Origin of the sequence: Shewanella putrefaciens (assembly GCF_016406305.1) — a bacterium.
In the GTDB taxonomy this organism is placed as follows: Bacteria; Pseudomonadota; Gammaproteobacteria; order Enterobacterales; family Shewanellaceae; genus Shewanella; species Shewanella putrefaciens_C.
The window spans coordinates 384633-401545 of record NZ_CP066369.1; the positions used below are offsets into that span (position 1 = coordinate 384633).

Below are 16913 nucleotides of genomic sequence, written 5' to 3' on the forward strand. Positions count from 1 at the left end.
ATAAGCAATTGGGCTAGGTGAGGCGATTACCTGCATTATTTGCCTCATTATGTGAGGCAAATAGGTTTGTTAATTGACTCATTATGTGAGTAGAATAGGCTTGTTATTTGACTCATGGGGTAAGATATGTGGATTTGGCAGCAAGCCGATTGGCCTAAATTTCATTGGAATGCCAGCAGCATCGATGTCTTACTGCGTCAGGTTTATTTCAATCAGGGCCAACTGCTCGGCAAGCAAATGCTAAGTCACGACGACAGCCAGTTAACCTCAGAGGCGGCACTCGACACCTTGCTTGCTAACATTATCCATTCCAGTGCCATTGAAGGTGAAAAGCTCAATGCGGCTTCGGTGCGTTCATCCTTGGCTAAAAAACTCGGCGTGTCCGAAGATAAACCGTATCCGACCACTGCTCAAACCGATGGTTTGGCAGACATTATGCTCGATGCCTTAAAAAATTTAGAGACTGAGCTAACCCTCGAGCGGATATTGGGCTGGCATCAGCAGTTATTTCCCCCGGGTTATACACTACTAAACCCTATTATGGGTGGAATGCTGCGAGGCGATACGCCTATGCAAGTTGTCTCAGGCCGGATTGATAAACCAACGGTGCATTTTGAGGCCCCCTCTCGAGCGACTTTGGACGCTGAACTCTCACAGTTTATCGAATGGTTTAATGCTTCACGGCAAGAGCCTGGCTTAGATCCGCTTATCCGTGCGGCGATAACTCACCTTTGGTTTGTAACTCTACACCCGCTTGATGATGGTAATGGGCGCATCACGCGTTTATTGACCGATTTAGCCTTGGCGCAAGCGGAAAAACGCTCGATTCGTTTTTACGCTATGTCGGTCAGTATTCTGGCCCGTCGCCAAACCTACTATGACATTTTAGAGTCCACCCAAAGGGGCGATGTCGATATTACTCCTTGGTTAGAATGGTTTTTTGAAACCCTCAATGATTGCTTACTCAATGCGATGGCTGATGTGAACAAGACTCTGCGGAAAACGCAGTATTGGCAAAATGTCGATCAATCCTTATTGACTCAAGAGCAAGCCAAAGTGCTCAATCGGATGTTAGATGGCGATTTTGAATTAGGGATTAATAGTAGCCAGTATCAAAAGGTCGCTAAGGTGAGCCGCGCCACCGCCACCCGTCACCTTGCGCAAATGGTCGAGCAAGGCTTTTTAGTGAAAGCCGACGCCGGCGGACGTAGTACCAGATACTTATTGCCGAGTGGGCAGTAGTGAGTGCTTAGATTTAAGGCTCAACAGTGGCCACAAAATGGTATCGCCCGCAGGCACGCCGTAAACTCTTCCATGAGGGCTCCACCGCGCCATCCATGGCGCAGAGGGCCTGCTTATCGATACCATTCAGCCCTCGTATCGCGTCAACTTCAGTGTGAGCCTTAAATGGGGTTACAAATTAGCAGTTGAATAAGCGCATACTCACAATTGATATCTACACTTCTTTTAATTAAATATCAGTATGTTATATTTCATCAAGCTGCTTAGATAAGGATTGGTGACGAATAATGGAAATTCAGATTGGTGATGTACTGAGATATAAAAAGCCAGCATGTGGAGAAAACATGTATGAAGATGGCTACCTCAATTTCCACTTTCTAACCAAATCAATCGACGCTAACAACCTGCAACTTGAAAAGGGAATCAATCCCTGCGCCAAAATCAAAACGAGTCTGGGTCAACTCGTCCGCCCGGCAATACTGATTTCCAGTAGCCCAAATAAAAAAGGATCAATAGAAACCCCCTGGGAAGATTTTTATGATGCTGATAACGGTCATATTCGCTACTTTGGTGATAATAAAGAACCTGGTAAAGATCCTGCCACAGCTCCAGGAAATAAAGCACTACTTGAAGCGTTTCGTTTAGCCCATTCACACAGTGTGGACGAGAGATTATTAACTCCACCTATCTTGTTTTTTAAGCGGGCGATAGTTAATGGCGTCGCTAAAGGCTATCCGCAATTTTATGGATTGGGGATCATCAATAGTGTCGAATTAGTGACTCAGTGGGACAATAAATTAGCTCGCACTTTTACAAATTATGCCTTTGATTTTACTGTTCTTTGTATTGCTGCGGAGCATGAAGTGTTCGAATGGGATTGGATAAATAGCCGCCGTAAGAAAGGCTTTTCGCTCGCGATAACCAATAACGCCGCCCCTAAAAGCTGGCGACAATGGCTAAATGAAGGCAGTAATTCCCTTAATAAATTACGCCGCCGAGTTTCCAAACTGAGTCTTGAGAAAACGGTAAATCAAAAGCCTATTCCGGGATCTGAGTCCGATAAAATTTTAAATCAAATTTATGATTACTATGCCAACAAGAAACATAGATTTGAGGCGCTTGCAGAGGTTATTGCAGAACGCGTAATCGATAGAGAGCTTGGCATTTATCAAAAAGGCTGGGTGACTCAAGGCTCGGGTGACGGTGGTGCCGATTTTATCGGTAAGGTGACGTTGGGCAGTGGATTCTCCAAAGTGGAGTTGATTGTGCTAGGGCAGGCAAAATGTGAGTTACTCAATACGCCTACGGGTGGTAATCATATTGCTCGTACTGTGGCCCGCTTAAAGCGTGGTTGGCTAGGCGTATATGTAACTACCAGTTATTTTTCTGATTCAGTTCAACGAGAAGTGATTGAAGACAAGTATCCAATTATCTTGATCCATGGACGAAGGCTTGCAGAGGAAGTTGCTAAGTTAGTATATGAAAGCGAAGTATATTCGAATATCGTAGAGTTTTTAATCGCGATGGATACAGTGTATCCATCGCGATTAAAGCAAAGGCAAGCTGAAGAGATATTAAATATCTAAGTTGCTATAAAGGGGATATGGAATCTAAAATCGCCAATTTCTCCATGAAAAATTCAATTAATACCGTCACTTTGGTCGGTTGGTATTTTCGTTGCGGATACACGGCATAAATACCATGTTCGGGCAGCGGATAGTCCGTGAGTAATGCCTGTAAACGCCCGGTTTGCAGATCGGGCTCAGCAATAAAACGCGGTAGGTTGGCTATACCTAGGCCATCGAGTGTGGCATGGTAGATGGCATCACTTTTTGAACGCTGTTATAGCAGTCGCCTTACCCTATGCTCTAACCCGCTCAGGATGCTGTGTTGGATATGCGGGGGGAAATCATCTGGCAGTTGCGCTTGTGCCCGTTGGATAACCATAGGCGTTTTTTTAACAAACTCCTCTAGAAGCTCGTTCATTGCGTGTTGGCTAAAGCCGACTTGATTTGCAGTAGCGAGAAAATGGCGGGGAAAGATTTGTTCAATCTGGTATTTTTTCCCTTTAGTGGCTGACAGTCCCATGGCCAGTTTCGCATCGCGGATGTTAAGTCCTGTTCCCCCCAGCACTGGATAAACGGAGATGATGTCGTAGAGTGGGGTAAGTTCGTATTTACCTTCTGGCCTGATAAATAACGAAAAGTTTTTTGCGTGGCCATCTGTCGCTGCCAGTAACCAAAATAGCACTTGTGCTTTCATGAAGATGCGCCGATCTCTTTCTGGGGCAAGCGATCCCATCAATACGTACATTATTTCGCTAATGCCTGGTCCACCTTGGTTCTCGTATTTCCTCGCCGAGGGGATATTGAGGGTTTGGCAAAAATCTTCCTGTGGTAGACGCATCAGCCAACTATTGTCCGCTGCGTAGCGGCGATCGAAGCGTTCAACTGCGAGCGCCTTGATATTCCCAACCTTAAGGATTTCGCAATCGGGAACTGGTAAACCATATTCTCGAGCAATAGACATGCATAGGTATTCGTTTTCGACACTGTCCGATAGATCTAAGGTGTGGGAATGGGTGGTTATCTGGCCGATAGGGAGTTTGATTATGTGACTGGTTGGCGTTGAACCATGGGGTAAACACCACTGTCCATCATATTTCAGCAGGGCGGTTTTTTCCTGCGCCCCAGCAACTGAGATCCGAAAGTCGTCATATTCTTCGAGCATGCCTAATGGGATTTTGGATTGGTAACCTGCCAATACCCGTGTAAGGGCTAAGTCATCTAGCGGTTCACATTCAATTTTTTTGATGTCTCTGGGTTCAATACCTTGTGGTACCAGTTGCAAGGCACCGACACTATCTTGGCCGACTTTCGTCAGTAAATCGAAGGGTTGGGTTGAACTAGCGTGATGGCGTGCGAGGATACGCTGGCGAATCTCCGTCGAGTCGGGCAATAAGTTATCAAAGAAGTTATAAACTTCATCGCCCTGATAGTGTCGTTGGCGTAGAGGCATAGACAGCGATATAGGACGAGCTCCTGGAGTTGCCAGCCAATCGGCATTGTATTGAAATCGATGGGCGCCAGTCTCTTCTTTAGAGAAAACACCGACTAGAAAGCCATTCATATAAACGTCAAGTGCAGCCATCACCACTCCTGAGTCCATTGTTTATTGTCAGATGTGCCTGTATCACTGTCACTTGCGTTGCGAGGTTTGAGTTCTATTTCGAGTTCGAGGGCTGATATGAGTTTGAAAAATGTATCAAGTTTAGTGCTGTCGGGATTCTGTTCGAAGTTGGAAATTGTGCCTTGGCGCAAGCCAATTTTCTCACCAATTTTAGCCTGGGAGAGTCCCTGTGATTGGCGAACATCTTGTATATAAGCGCTAAGCTGTTTGGTTGTGGTGATCTTCATCTTGAATTCCCATGGTTTCCCAATACGCTTTAAAGTATCAACACAATTTAACACGCTGTAGCGTATAGTCAATTTTTAATGCGCTATAGCGTATAATTTATGGTTTATACGCCATAGAGTGTAGATGGTGCTTGTGCGCTGTGGCGTATAAATAGGGGCTAAAAATGCAAGTGTAGTGTTGATTAAAAACATAAATCGGATTGTTCAAATGACCCGGTATCAGCCGCTCGAGAGCGTTAGTCTGATGGCCTCTGGTTTATCTCTCATTGGTATTAAGATATTTGTCATTATTTATTACCGACAAATTGAAAATTATCCAAACTTGCCACTTCCCAGCTTCTCCATCAAAAATTCAATCAATACCGTCACTTTGGTTGGAAGGTATTTTCGCTGTGGATACACGGCATAAATACCGTGTTCGGGCAGCGGATAGTCCGTGAGTAATGCCTGTAAACGCCCGGTTTGCAGATCGGGCTCTACAATAAAACGCGGTAGGTTGGCGATACCTAAGCCATCGAGACAGGCTTGATGGATGGCGTCACTATTATTGACCTGATAGTTGCCCTTAGGCTGGATACGCTGCGCCCTTTCGGGACTGTGGAAGGTCCATTCCACACCATCTTGAAAATATGAGTAAAACAAACAGTTGTGCTGGGTTAATACCGCTGGTGTGTTGGGTAAGCCATGCTGAGCAAGGTAGCTAGGGGATGCGCAAATCACACTTAAACAAGGTGCCAACTTGCGGGCGATAAGGCTTGAGTCGGGTAGTTCGCCGATGCGAATGGCGAGATCGAAGCCACCTGAGATTAAATCTGTAGTCTTATCATCCATCTGCATTTGCAGCTGGATATTTGGGTAACGCCTTAAAAATTCAGCGATTAATGGCGCAATATACAAGCGACCAAACACCATAGGCACCGAAATCCGCAGATTGCCTCTAGGCGTTTGCTGTAGCTCGGAGATGGCGTCTAGACCTTCTTGGGCGAGCTGCACCGCGGGGCGAACATACTCGAAATAACGCGCACCCGCGTCTGTTAGACTCAAGCTGCGCGTAGTGCGTTGTAATAGTTGAATCCCTAAATGTTGTTCTAGCAGAGTGATGCGTTTGCTGATGGCCGATTTGCTGAGCCCAAGCTTTTGTCCCGCCGCTGAAAAACTACCACATTCCACCACAGTGACAAAAATCGGCAGAGCTGAAAAATGTTCCATATGTGCTCCATTCTTTTAAGCTAGATGGCTGAATTACCGTTGGATTTTTATCAACCTTCGATTTAACTCTCTGTGTGATTGAGAAGATAGAAGGTGTTTACTGTTGAGTTATACTCAACGATAGGTTGCATTAGTACGGTATTATCAATCATAGGCAAAGACTATAGACTATTTTGCAACAAAAAATATGCCCCACTAAGAGAATGTGGTCGCAGGTTCTGTAAGTTCGTTACCCCATTTGAATGATGCTCCTGCTTTATCTCGGGATTAGTTAATCTGGTATGGCGTAGCGGTTTTCAATACTGCGACTGGTTTGTTTTTTTAGATTTTTACTGATTAATCAGTACATTTTATCTTTCGTTAGGAGTGTTATCTTGTCCTCAAGCCAAGCTAGTTTCATGGCCACACCTTATACTTGGGTGCTTTTCGATGCCGACGAAACCTTATTTTATTTCGATGCCTTTGCAGGGCTTAAACTGATGTTCGCCGGTTTTGGTGTCGATTTTACTCAAGCTGATTTTGATGAGTATCAGTTAGTTAACAAACCACTTTGGGTCGATTATCAAGACGGTAAAATCACCGCCGCCGAATTGCAAATCACACGTTTCGAAGCGTGGGCGGCCAAATTAGCTGTATCAGCAATGACGCTCAATAGTGCCTTTTTAGCGGCTATGGCTGAAATTTGTTCTCCTCTACCCGGTGCCCGCGAGTTGTTAGCCGCGCTGCAGGGTAAGGCTAAATTGGGCATTATCACCAACGGTTTTACTGAGCTACAAACCGTGCGTTTAGAGCGTACAGGCTTGCAGCATCATTTTGATATTTTAGTGATTTCAGAAAAAGTCGGCATGGCCAAACCCGATGTGGGCATCTTTGAACATGCCTTTGAATTGATGGGACATCCTGAGCGTGAAACTGTGCTTATGGTCGGTGATAATCCCCATTCCGATATTCAAGGTGGCATTAATGCGGGTATTCATACTTGCTGGTATAACGTCCACGGCCACGATGTGCCCGCAGGGATCGCGCCGCACTATCAAGTGCGCTCCCATCAAGAACTGCATAGCCTGTTGCTTGGGGTGTAAACTGCATAATTTTTAAATAGCGGCTCAATCACCCAGTTAGCGCTTCACGGATCTTTCGGGCTTTTTCCTTACCTATGCCTTCGACTCGGATTAATGCCTCTTCGGGAGCGGTGAAAACGGCCTCGATATTTTTGAAGTGGTATAGCAGCCTGCTGGCAAGCTTGGGGCCGACCTCGGGTAGGCTTTGCAAGATAAACAGTTGCTGATTTTTCTTGCGTTTGGGCTTACGTCCCGTGAGGGTTAATTCATTTTCTCTGCGATTTAACTGAGTGGCGAAAAAATACAGTATTTTGGCCGTTTCAGTTTGCGATAAACTGCGAAGTATTGGGATATGGAAATTGATTGAAATGGAGCACAGCGCTCCGATAAGCGCCTCTCTGCGGATCTGGTAATCGGCGATATCTTGAGTGCAGCCTTCGATGAGTAGCGCCGTATAGCTTGCACTCGTGGCTAGCCTGGCAACTTGAGCGAATAAGCGCCCATCACATAGCGATTGCACAAGATCGGGCAAGGTTTTGCGTTCAATCAGCCAATCATTGAGTTGGTAATCACCCAATTTTAGGCGTTTTTTGATGAGCGAGAGATCTTCGTGCAGTGACAGCTCATAGAGGATGGTTTCTGCATGTTCTCTATCGTCATAAAAGAGGGGAATTTTATCCGCAGCCAATTTTATTGACCTCAGCCGAGTGACACATTCAGGATTTCAGGATTGTTTATGAGTGTAGTCAGGCTGAGCCACAAGTACCAAAGTTGTCTTCAGCTTTGTGGATCCTCAGTTTAAGATGAAGTGCGTCAGTTCGACCTGTCGCCATAATGCAGAACGAGAAAATCAACGTGAGCCAGCCATGAGTGAATATCAGTATTATCGATTCGAATGTGTTAACAGTAGCTTATCGCTTTGATATAGGCTGTTTAATGCATATAGCTATGGCGCTGTGATCGAGTGATGCGTTTTGCTTCATTTATTCTGCATAGAATACTATGCATTAGGTATTTACTGTTTAGATAAACATTGACCCTATCAGTCGAGGAATAACATGTATTTTCAAGTCGTGATTTTAGCTTTATTGGCACTATTGCCAATGGTTAATCCCCCCACCACAGCGACGCTATTGCTCGGACTTAGCAAGGGAATGTCGCGGGAGCATGTGCGTCAACAGGTGAATTTAGCCGCTATTTATCTGTTCTGCACCCTGTGCATTAGCTTTTTTATTGGCTCTTCAATCTTAGAATTATTTGGTATTTCGATTCCGGGATTACGTTTAGCCGGCGGACTGATTATCGGTTTTATTGGGTTTAGGATGCTGTTCCCTGCGCCAACACAAGCTAATAATGTTGATATTAATCAGAGTATTGCCTTTGTTCCGCTGACTATGCCCAGCATGTGTGGGCCGGGGACTATGGCATTGGTGATTAGTGGCGCGGCTCAAATTGCTGAACTGCCGGAGGAATACAGCCGTTTTACTATTTATAGCGGTATGGTGACGGCTTTTGCTTTAATGAGCCTGATCAGTTGGGGCGTACTTAAGCTGGCGGATCCCGTTTGTAAAGTTCTCGGCGCTACGGGGATCGATGCTATGACGCGGATCATGGGTTTTCTACTTGTTTGTATGGGAATGCAATTTTGTATTAATGGCATAAAAGAAGTCGCGCAGGATCCCGCTTTCCATACTCAGTCCCAGCAGGTAACTCTGGCCACAGAGGACTTGCATCCAGAGTCAACACTGGCCCTCAAATACTCGAATGTGCAAGCGCTGGGCTAAATCACACCCATCAATTAGCCTAAAACTTGCAAAAAAGTGAATTAGATTGAGTTTACCCAAATAAAAACCCTGATAAATCAGGGTTTTTATTTATTAGATTGCAGTTAAACACCACAACACACTATTCCACGTTCTGGATCTGCTCTCTCATCTGTTCGATGAGCACTTTAAGTTCCACTGCGGCTGAGGTGATTTCTGTGCTGATGGATTTTGAGGCGAGGGTGTTAGATTCGCGGTTAAATTCTTGCATCATAAAATCGAGACGACGACCTTCGCTGCCGCCTTTTTTGAGGATGCGGCGGGCTTCGGCGACATGGGCTTCGAGTCTGTCCATTTCTTCGGCGACATCTTGTTTCTGCGCCAGTAGCACCATTTCTTGCTCGATGCGGGCAGGGTCGAGTTCACCTTTGATTTCGGCTAGGCGATTGGTTAACTTTTCGCGCTGATATTCCATCACTTTTGGCATGTGCTCGCGTACGATGGCGATTTGCTCGCTCACACCCTCTAAGCGGCTTAACAGCATGTCTTTGATGGCTTCGCCTTCACGGCCGCGGGCTTCGATAAATTGATCTATGGCTGAATCGAAGGCTGCCATGAGATCGGCACCTATGGCATCCATATCTTGCTCAGAGCTTGAGAGCACGCCCGGCCAACGGAGGATGTCGGTAAGATTCACTTCACCTTGTCCTGCTTCTTGCTTGAGCCAAGTGGCGGCATCGAGCAATTGCTTAGCTAGACCTTGATTTAATTGCAGTTCGTTATTGCTATTGTCGGCCAGTTCGTAGCGCAGATTGACTTCGACTTTGCCACGGCTTAAACGCTTACGTAGACGGTCGCGTAGTACGGGTTCGAAGCTGCGAAATTGCTCGGGTAAACGTAGATAGGTTTCGAGATAGCGTTGATTGACTGAGCGAATTTCCCAGGAGGCTGTGCCCCATTGTGCTTTGTGCTCGATGCGAGCGTAGGCTGTCATGCTTTGGATCATGGGTTGTCCTAATGGTGTAATCGTCATAATGAGAGGGGATTATAGAGTCAATGGCTTTAGGATTAAAGGCATACAGTATACTAGTGCAAGTTATAGGGTAGATTGGCAAGATGAGTTTGCCAGAGAATTGCCCTAGGCATGGCATCCTAGAGCGCAAGCCCCTATAATATGCAGCCAAAATCGGTCAATGACTCAGAATACAGGAATCCCGCATGCGTCCAAGTAACAGAACGCCAGCACAAACACGCCCCATCACTATCACTCGCCAGTTTACGGCCCATGCCGAAGGTTCAGTGTTAGTGGAATTTGGCGAAACTAAAGTGCTTTGTACCGCCAGTTTTACTGAAGGTGTGCCACGTTTCCTTAAGGGTCAAGGTCAAGGTTGGGTGACGGCGGAATACGGCATGTTGCCACGTTCGACCCATAGCCGTATGGACCGTGAAGCCGCTCGCGGTAAGCAATCTGGTCGTACACAAGAAATTCAACGTCTTATCGGTCGTGCGCTGCGCGCCTGTGTGGATATGAAGGCCCTAGGCGAAAACACAATAGTGATCGACTGTGATGTGATCCAAGCCGATGGTGGTACGCGCACCGCTTCTATCACTGGCGCCTGTGTCGCTTTAGTCGATGCGTTGAACTGGGCCCGTGGTAAGGGGATTATTAAATCTAACCCGCTTAAGTTTTTGATTGCGGCAGTCAGCGTCGGTATTTATAAGGGTGAAGCGATAAGCGATCTCGAATATGTGGAAGACAGCGCCGCCGAAACCGATATGAACGTGGTGATGACTGAAACTGGTAAGATTATTGAGATCCAAGGTACTGCAGAGGGCGAGCCCTTTAGCCACGAAGAACTGATTGAGCTACTCGGATTGGCGAAGAACAGTATTCGTGAAATCGTCGATGTGCAGAAAGCCGCATTGAACTAATGCCGATTGATAACAAGCCCCGTCATTTATAGAGTGCGGGGCTTTTTATTAGCTGTAACTTTAGTGTGCAGCAAGATTGAATACACACTCTGTACCGAATTAACAGTTAACCATAAAAGACAAAGTCGTAAGGAGAGATTGTGAAAGCCTATCAACGTGAGTTTATTGAATTTGCCCTAGAGCGTCAGGTACTGCGATTCGGCGAGTTTACCCTTAAATCGGGCCGTATCAGTCCTTACTTCTTTAATGCAGGCTTATTCAATACTGGCCGTGACTTAGCGCGTTTAGGCCGCTTTTATGCCGCGGCCTTAGTGGATTCGGGTATTGAGTATGACCTGTTATTTGGCCCTGCCTATAAAGGTATTCCGATTGCTACGACGACCGCCGTGGCACTGTGTGAACACCACAATATCGATATTCCTTACTGCTTTAACCGCAAAGAGAAAAAAGATCACGGGGAAGGTGGCAGCTTAGTCGGTAGCGAGCTGAAAGGCCGGGTGATGCTGGTGGACGATGTGATCACCGCAGGTACTGCGATTCGTGAGTCGATGGAAATCATCGAAGCCCATAAAGCGCAATTAGCGGGTGTATTGATTGCGCTAGATAGACAAGAGAAAGGCAAGGGCGAGTTATCGGCGATTCAAGAAGTTGAGCGTGATTTTGGCTGCGGCATAGTGGCGATTATCAAACTGGCAGACCTAATCAGTTATCTGTCTGAAAAACCAGGAATGGAAGCCCAACTTGCAGCGGTGAGCCAATACCGCGAGCAATACGGAATTTAAGCCATAGCGAAATAGGTTGAACCAGCATCTGTTGGGCGATGTGACAAAAGAGCACAGTCATCGCTCAAATGCCGAATGACGGGGTAACGCATAAATAAAAAACGCTGCGACTCTTAGAGTGGCAGCGTTTTTTATTGGCGGTTTGACTGGCGTTAACTCGCGGCAGCCAAGCACTCTTATGTGCCCCGAGTTAAGGCTATTTAGACTGGTGCAAAAACTCGGCGCGGGTCGCTGGGTTGGATTTAAAAATGCCACCTAAGGCCGTGGTAGTGGTGGAACTGGTGGAGTCCATCACGCCGCGGGATTTTACGCAGTAATGCACCGCATCCATTTTGACCGCAACATCTTTGGTTTCAAGCAAGGTTTGCAGCGCGACTAACACTTGTTGAGTTAAACGCTCTTGTACCTGTGGGCGCTGGGCAAAGAAACGCACAATACGATTAATCTTTGATAAACCAATAATTTTTTTGCGTGGTAGATAAGCAATGGTCGCAGTACCATCGATCGTCACTAAATGATGTTCGCAGGTGCTGGTCAGGCTTATGTCTTGCACGCGCACCATTTCATCGAAACCCATTTTGTTATCGATGACGGTAATCTTAGGGAAATTTTCATAGTCTAAGCCTGAGAAAATCTCATCGACGTACATTTTTGCGATGCGGCGCGGCGTATCGGCCAGGCTATCATCCGAAAGATCCAATGACATAAGTGTCAGTATCTCCTTCATATGATGCTCAATCTTGTCCTTACGTTCTTCACTGCTGTAAACGTTTGGGAGCATCGGGGTTTCAAGCCCGCGTTCCTGTAGGGCTGCCTGTACTTTTACTGCTGCTTCACTTAATGCCATCTTATCCTCCACTACATCGTAGCGGCTATAACCAGAAACCTAGGCGAACTAGGGTGCAAATTGGGAGTCTTGCATGGGCAAGAAACGGGTTGGGAGAATAGCGTGAATCGCAGATAATTCATACTAAAATCGTACATTAAACCTATGAAAAAGGCCGCTATTGCGTGCGGCCTGGTAAAGGATTGATATCTGACTTTCAGATATTTGACCTGCGTTTTAGTGGCTAAATTGATAAGTGTTTCTTAATAAAGCTGAGCATGCTTTCGTAATAGATTTCACGACTTTCAGGTGTATAGAAGCCATGACCTGCCTTATCCCAAATCTTTTTATCATAAGGGTAATTGGCTTTTTTCAATGCAGCTTCCATCGCATCGAATTGCTCCATCGGGGCACGAACATCTTCTTCACCATGAAGCAGTAAAACAGACGCTTTGAGTTTATCGACATTGTGGGTTGGCGACATATCTCGCAGCTTCTGTATATTATTGCCGAGCACCCTATCGAGGAATGCACCACCCGAATATGATTGAGGTATATCGCCACTGTCATGTAACTCTTCGAGATCATATACTCCTGCAGTCCCTACTGCACATTTGAACATATCGGGTGCGAGCATAGGAGCCATTAACGCAGAGTAACCACCAAAGCTACCGCCAGAGATACAGATTTTATCTTTGTTTGCCCAGCCTTGATCGATAGCATATTGCGTGGCATCGATAATGTCATATTGGATCTTCTCGCCCCATTGCTGGTAGCCATCTTCTTCGAACTTGGGGCCGTAACCGCCAGAGCCTCTAAAGTTTACTTGAAGTACGGCAATGCCATGTTGGGCTAGCAATTGGTTTTCAGCGTTGAACTCCCAATAATCCCTTGGACCATGGGGGCCGCCATGAGGGTTGACTACTAGTGGTAAATTCTTGGCCTCTTGGCCATTTGGCAGCGTTAAATAACCATGGAGTTCTTGACCATCACGGGCGGTAAACGTAATTGGTTTAACTTCAGCCATTGATTCAGGGTCTAGCCAACTTTTTTGTGCAAAAAGGTGTTTAAGCTTGAATTTTTTACTATCAAATAGATAGTAATCTCCGGGGTTTCTGTCATTCATCGCAACCACGATCAATTTTTCACCATCTCGGGTTTCACTAATGATTTGAATACGATGATCTGGAACAGCCTGCATAAGCTGATTAAGCACTTTGGCTTTTTTACTTTCCTTATCTAAAAACTCATATTCTGGATGACCATTTTCAAATTCAACGGCATATAACTCTTTGGTCTTTTTATCGATTAATATCTCGTTAGGATCAACCACCGGATGCTGAATGATCTTATGCTGCTTGCCTGTAGCTAGCTCAATCTTGTAGATAGCGCGCGTTTCATTCTTTTTCGCACCAATTGCATAAATAGACTTGTTATCAGTTGTAAAGGCGAGCGGTCTAAACTCCAGTAAGTCTCCTTTAAATTTATCACCTGAAATCCATTTGTCTTGGTTTTCATCAAAGTAGTAAAGCAAATCATTTAACTTTGCATCTTGGCTAAAACTAAAGCGTACATTTTGATTATGATCGATTAAAAAATTGGCGTTCTGTACTGGTGATGAGGCCAGCTTCTTGCGTTTTCCGGAATAAACGTCGACGCGATATATTTCGGTTATTGCGTGGTTAGTGCCTGTCCAAGGGTATGCGAACACTAAAATATCATCTTCTTCATCTGGCAGTGGATCGAGCATGTAACTTGTCGCAAAAATCGGTTCTGATTTTTTAATGTTAGTGCCAGCAGAAATTCTGCCATCGCCTTTATAACCAAAGATATATTTAGGTTTACTGCCATCGGCATTCACCGCTAACATTTCACCGTAGTAAGCCGATGTTTCTATACGCTCTTGTTTATAGGTTTTCTGCAGAACGACCCGCTCATCATTGACCCAATAATAGGCACCGACTTCACCTTTTCCATCAAAGTTGACGATATAGGACGGTTTCATGGTTTTCATATCTAGGATGATAAGAGCCCGTTTATCTTCCGCTTTGTCTATGGTTATGCCACCCAGATACTCACCCGTTGGAGATATTTGTATGTCGGTAAATTCAGCTGAGGCACTGAAGGCTTTGATTAATTGGCTTGGTTCTGCATAGAGGTTTGTTGCGAGTAACCCGCAAATGAGAAGCAAGCATCTTTGAAGATGTTTCATCTACATTCCTTGTATTCTAATGTTGGTGTTTTGTTATATGGCGGTAAAGACTAAATCAAACGTTGCAGTGGAGCAAGGGAGAGCAGATAAAAATAAAGGACGGTTTTACCGTCCCATATGCTGTAATTTCATTAACTTTGCAAAAGCTGGTGTTGGATAAATCGCCACTGTTCATCGAAGTGTGTGGTTGGTTTGAGTTTGAATTCACTTCGTACAAATTGAGCGATTCGGCCTTCGGCAAAGGCTAATAGCAAATTAGCCAATATGGCTTCGTCTAAATTAAAGCCTTTGCCTTCCCGCAGGGTTTTTTCCCGTAAAATTTGCTTTAGCTGAGTTTCGATCTTGGCAAATAGGGTGCTGATCCGGCTGCGCAGGCGTTCGTTTTCCCCCAGAAGCGCATCCCCATTGAGCACGCGGGAAATCCCGGGATTACGCTCGGCAAAAATCAGCAGTAGTTGCAGCACCAGTTGGCAGCGCTTCATGGTGTCTTTCTCATCATCCATGATTAAGTTAATGCGCGAGAGCAGTGACTCTTCGATAAATTCAATTAAGCCTTCAAACATCCGCGCCTTGCTGGGGAAATGGCGGTAAAGCGCGGCTTCCGATACTCCCACTTCCGAGGCGAGTTTGGCGGTGGTAATACGTTGTCCGGGACTGGTTTCTAGCATTTGCGCTAGGCATTGCAAAATATGTTCACGACGATTAATTTTTGGGCTTACAGCCATTGCAGTATCCTTGGCTTAATAACGACTTGGGGGATTATTTAGTGCCTGAATGGCCAAATCCACCTTCACCACGATCTGAACTGTCGAACTCATCAACGAGTTTGAATTGGGCCTGTACCACAGGAACAAACACCAACTGTGCGAGACGATCACCTATTTCTAAGGTAAATGGGCAATCGCTTCTATTCCAGCAAGACACCAATAAGGGGCCTTGATAATCGGAGTCGATAAGCCCGACCAGATTCCCCAGTACGATACCCTGTTTATGGCCAAGACCGGAGCGGGGTAAAATCACCGCCGCCAGCCCTGGGTCGGCTACATGGATGGCAATCCCCGTTGGGATAAGCCGAGTTTCACCGGGTGCTATCGTCATTGTGGTGTCTATCATGGCGCGAAGATCCATACCCGCACTGCCTGGGGTGGCGTAAGCGGGCAGGGGAAACTCAGAACCAATACGGGAATCGAGGATCTTTAATTCAATCGGTGTTTTCATGTATTTGTTTTTTCTTTCACTATCAACGAAAGTAATTGCCGTGCCAGCGTGAGCTTGTCAGTGGCGGGCAAATCTTGGCTACCTTGCGGCCAGAACACGCGCAGGGCATTGACATCGGCATTAAAACCAAGGCCTGCGACGGAAACGTCGTTTGCGGCGATCATATTCAAGTTTTTACGTTTGAGTTTATCGCGGGCGTAGGTTTCTACATTATGGGTCTCTGCGGCAAATCCCACCACAAAGGGACGGTTTGGCAAGCTTGCGACCGTGGCTAAGATATCAGGATTCCTCACCAGTGCAAGTTGCATTTCTTCTGCGGATTTTTTGATTTTACAGGTGGCGACATCGCTAATGCGGTAATCGGCAACGGCGGCGCAACCAATAAAAATATGTTTTTTATCAACATTATCCATTACAGCGTCGAGCATGTTTTGCGCTGATTCAACATCGATACGAGTGACGCCTTCGGGAGTGGCTAGATTAACTGGCCCTGAGACCAAAGTCACAGTTGCGCCCATCTCTGCCGCGGCTTTGGCGAGGGCAAAGCCCATTTTCCCCGAACTGTGATTCGAAATGTATCTAACGGGGTCGATAGCTTCGCGGGTCGGGCCGGCGGTGATCAGTACCGACTGGCCAGCAAGAGGCTGCGCAGAGACTTCTTTTGTTGCAAAAAAATCACTGGCTAGCTCGGCAATTTCTAGCGGTTCGAGCATACGTCCAGGGCCGACTTCGCCGCATGCTTGGCTGCCGCTCGCGGGTCCCCACAGTGTGTAACCCCGTGAAGCTAGGCTAGTCAAATTCGCTTGAGTCGCCACATTGCGATACATCTGCTGATTCATCGCAGGACACAGGGCGATAGGCGCCTCGGTGGCAAGACACGTGGTGGTGATTAATTCATCCGCCATACCGGCATTGATACGGGCGAGTAAGTTGGCCGTTGCTGGGGCGATGATCACTAAATCGGCCCAGCGAGCGAGTTCAATGTGCCCCATCGCGGCCTCTGCCGCAGGATCGAGCAAACTCGAGGCGACTGGATGCCCTGACAAGGCTTGCAGTGTGAGGGGGGTGATAAACTCCTGCGCACTTTGACTCATCACCACGCGCACATCAAAGCCGCGTTCTTTTAGTCGGCGCACTAAATCAGCACTTTTATAGGCCGCAATACCGCCGCCAATGCCCAGAAGGACGTTTTTATTTGTCAGACTCACAGACATGATCCGAGATTGAAATAATGCCGCCAACGATATCACAA

General features: G+C 46.3%; 16 protein-coding genes and 1 pseudogene. 6 read left to right on the forward strand and 11 right to left on the reverse strand.

Going from position 1 to position 16913, the window contains the following annotated elements; genetic code table 11:
• The first annotated feature begins 126 nt into the window (after positions 1-126).
• Together JFT56_RS01715 and JFT56_RS01720 are read left to right on the forward strand one after the other, a co-directional pair.
• A complete protein-coding gene (locus tag JFT56_RS01715) occupies positions 127-1242 on the forward strand; it encodes a Fic family protein (protein WP_198782024.1) in 1116 nt (371 codons plus the stop codon).
• Positions 1243-1529: 287 nt separating this feature from the next.
• Entirely contained in the window at positions 1530-2828 is a 1299-nt protein-coding gene (locus tag JFT56_RS01720) for a restriction endonuclease (RefSeq protein WP_198782025.1), read from the forward strand.
• A gap of 4 nt (positions 2829-2832) precedes the next feature.
• On the opposite strand, the pseudogene JFT56_RS01725 reads toward JFT56_RS01720, so the two are convergent.
• The 4 genes and pseudogenes from JFT56_RS01725 to JFT56_RS01740 all read right to left on the reverse strand — a co-directional run.
• A pseudogene (locus JFT56_RS01725) lies at positions 2833-3084 on the reverse strand (LysR substrate-binding domain-containing protein); the annotation flags it as partial.
• Positions 3085-4392 (reverse strand): type II toxin-antitoxin system HipA family toxin, encoded by a 1308-nt coding sequence (locus JFT56_RS01730; protein WP_198782026.1) that lies wholly within the window; start codon positions 4390-4392, stop codon positions 3085-3087.
• Positions 4392-4658 carry a helix-turn-helix domain-containing protein gene (locus JFT56_RS01735; protein ID WP_198782027.1) on the reverse strand — a complete coding sequence of 89 codons (267 nt, stop codon included), beginning with the start codon at positions 4656-4658 and terminating at the stop codon, positions 4392-4394. Before JFT56_RS01735 ends, JFT56_RS01730 begins: the two co-directional genes overlap by 1 nt.
• 312 nt (positions 4659-4970) lie before the next feature.
• A complete protein-coding gene (locus tag JFT56_RS01740; protein WP_198782028.1) occupies positions 4971-5867 on the reverse strand; it encodes a LysR family transcriptional regulator in 897 nt (298 codons plus the stop codon).
• A 398-nt stretch (positions 5868-6265) separates the two neighbouring features.
• Between JFT56_RS01740 and yjjG the strand changes: the two genes are divergently transcribed.
• Positions 6266-6949 carry a pyrimidine 5'-nucleotidase gene (gene yjjG / locus JFT56_RS01745; RefSeq protein WP_198782029.1) on the forward strand — a complete coding sequence of 228 codons (684 nt, stop codon included), beginning with the start codon at positions 6266-6268 and terminating at the stop codon, positions 6947-6949.
• A gap of 28 nt (positions 6950-6977) precedes the next feature.
• Here yjjG and JFT56_RS01750 read toward each other — a convergent pair whose 3' ends face one another.
• Positions 6978-7616: an ERCC4 domain-containing protein gene (locus tag JFT56_RS01750; RefSeq protein WP_198782030.1), complete on the reverse strand. Its 639-nt coding sequence runs from the start codon at positions 7614-7616 to the stop codon at positions 6978-6980.
• 370 nt (positions 7617-7986) lie between these two features.
• Between JFT56_RS01750 and JFT56_RS01755 the strand changes: the two genes are divergently transcribed.
• Complete coding sequence (locus JFT56_RS01755) at positions 7987-8712, forward strand: MarC family NAAT transporter (protein WP_233095558.1); 726 nt, start codon at positions 7987-7989, stop codon at positions 8710-8712.
• Between the two features lie 121 nt (positions 8713-8833).
• Here the strand turns inward: JFT56_RS01755 and JFT56_RS01760 are convergent, their stop codons facing one another.
• Entirely contained in the window at positions 8834-9697 is an 864-nt protein-coding gene (locus tag JFT56_RS01760) for a YicC/YloC family endoribonuclease (protein WP_198782031.1), read from the reverse strand.
• A gap of 212 nt (positions 9698-9909) precedes the next feature.
• Between JFT56_RS01760 and rph the strand changes: the two genes are divergently transcribed.
• Positions 9910-10623, forward strand: coding sequence for a ribonuclease PH (gene rph, locus JFT56_RS01765; RefSeq protein WP_007651307.1), 714 nt, complete (start codon positions 9910-9912; stop codon positions 10621-10623).
• Between the two features lie 140 nt (positions 10624-10763).
• Positions 10764-11405: an orotate phosphoribosyltransferase gene (pyrE, locus tag JFT56_RS01770; protein ID WP_198782032.1), complete on the forward strand. Its 642-nt coding sequence runs from the start codon at positions 10764-10766 to the stop codon at positions 11403-11405.
• A 196-nt stretch (positions 11406-11601) separates the two neighbouring features.
• Here the strand turns inward: pyrE and folE are convergent, their stop codons facing one another.
• The 5 genes from folE to coaBC all read right to left on the reverse strand — a co-directional run bounded on the left by folE (position 11602) and on the right by coaBC (position 16878).
• Positions 11602-12252: a GTP cyclohydrolase I FolE gene (gene folE, locus JFT56_RS01775; RefSeq protein WP_198782033.1), complete on the reverse strand. Its 651-nt coding sequence runs from the start codon at positions 12250-12252 to the stop codon at positions 11602-11604.
• Between the two features lie 223 nt (positions 12253-12475).
• Complete coding sequence (locus JFT56_RS01780) at positions 12476-14443, reverse strand: alpha/beta hydrolase family protein (protein WP_198782034.1); 1968 nt, start codon at positions 14441-14443, stop codon at positions 12476-12478.
• 131 nt (positions 14444-14574) lie between these two features.
• The gene (gene slmA / locus JFT56_RS01785) at positions 14575-15168 is read right to left on the reverse strand and encodes a nucleoid occlusion factor SlmA (protein WP_007651298.1); all 594 of its coding nucleotides are present in this window, start codon (positions 15166-15168) and stop codon (positions 14575-14577) included.
• 34 nt (positions 15169-15202) lie between these two features.
• Positions 15203-15661 carry a dUTP diphosphatase gene (gene dut, locus JFT56_RS01790; RefSeq protein ID WP_198782035.1) on the reverse strand — a complete coding sequence of 153 codons (459 nt, stop codon included), beginning with the start codon at positions 15659-15661 and terminating at the stop codon, positions 15203-15205.
• Complete coding sequence (gene coaBC, locus JFT56_RS01795) at positions 15658-16878, reverse strand: bifunctional phosphopantothenoylcysteine decarboxylase/phosphopantothenate--cysteine ligase CoaBC (RefSeq protein ID WP_198783472.1); 1221 nt, start codon at positions 16876-16878, stop codon at positions 15658-15660. The genes dut and coaBC overlap by 4 nt, the downstream gene beginning before the upstream one ends.
• Positions 16879-16913: the final 35 nt, after the last annotated feature.

Coding starts and splice junctions, on each gene's coding strand:
- JFT56_RS01755 (WP_233095558.1), top strand. CDS start 7,987: ATGTATTTTCAAGTCGTGATTTTAGCTTTATTGGCACTATTGCCAATG.
- JFT56_RS01780 (WP_198782034.1), bottom strand. CDS start 14,443: ATGAAACATCTTCAAAGATGCTTGCTTCTCATTTGCGGGTTACTCGCA.
- JFT56_RS01730 (WP_198782026.1), bottom strand. CDS start 4,392: ATGGCTGCACTTGACGTTTATATGAATGGCTTTCTAGTCGGTGTTTTC.
- yjjG (WP_198782029.1), top strand. CDS start 6,266: ATGGCCACACCTTATACTTGGGTGCTTTTCGATGCCGACGAAACCTTA.
- JFT56_RS01715 (WP_198782024.1), top strand. CDS start 127: ATGTGGATTTGGCAGCAAGCCGATTGGCCTAAATTTCATTGGAATGCC.
- JFT56_RS01760 (WP_198782031.1), bottom strand. CDS start 9,697: ATGATCCAAAGCATGACAGCCTACGCTCGCATCGAGCACAAAGCACAA.
- JFT56_RS01740 (WP_198782028.1), bottom strand. CDS start 5,867: ATGGAACATTTTTCAGCTCTGCCGATTTTTGTCACTGTGGTGGAATGT.
- dut (WP_198782035.1), bottom strand. CDS start 15,661: ATGAAAACACCGATTGAATTAAAGATCCTCGATTCCCGTATTGGTTCT.
- JFT56_RS01720 (WP_198782025.1), top strand. CDS start 1,530: ATGGAAATTCAGATTGGTGATGTACTGAGATATAAAAAGCCAGCATGT.
- rph (WP_007651307.1), top strand. CDS start 9,910: ATGCGTCCAAGTAACAGAACGCCAGCACAAACACGCCCCATCACTATC.
- slmA (WP_007651298.1), bottom strand. CDS start 15,168: ATGGCTGTAAGCCCAAAAATTAATCGTCGTGAACATATTTTGCAATGC.
- folE (WP_198782033.1), bottom strand. CDS start 12,252: ATGGCATTAAGTGAAGCAGCAGTAAAAGTACAGGCAGCCCTACAGGAA.
- JFT56_RS01735 (WP_198782027.1), bottom strand. CDS start 4,658: ATGAAGATCACCACAACCAAACAGCTTAGCGCTTATATACAAGATGTT.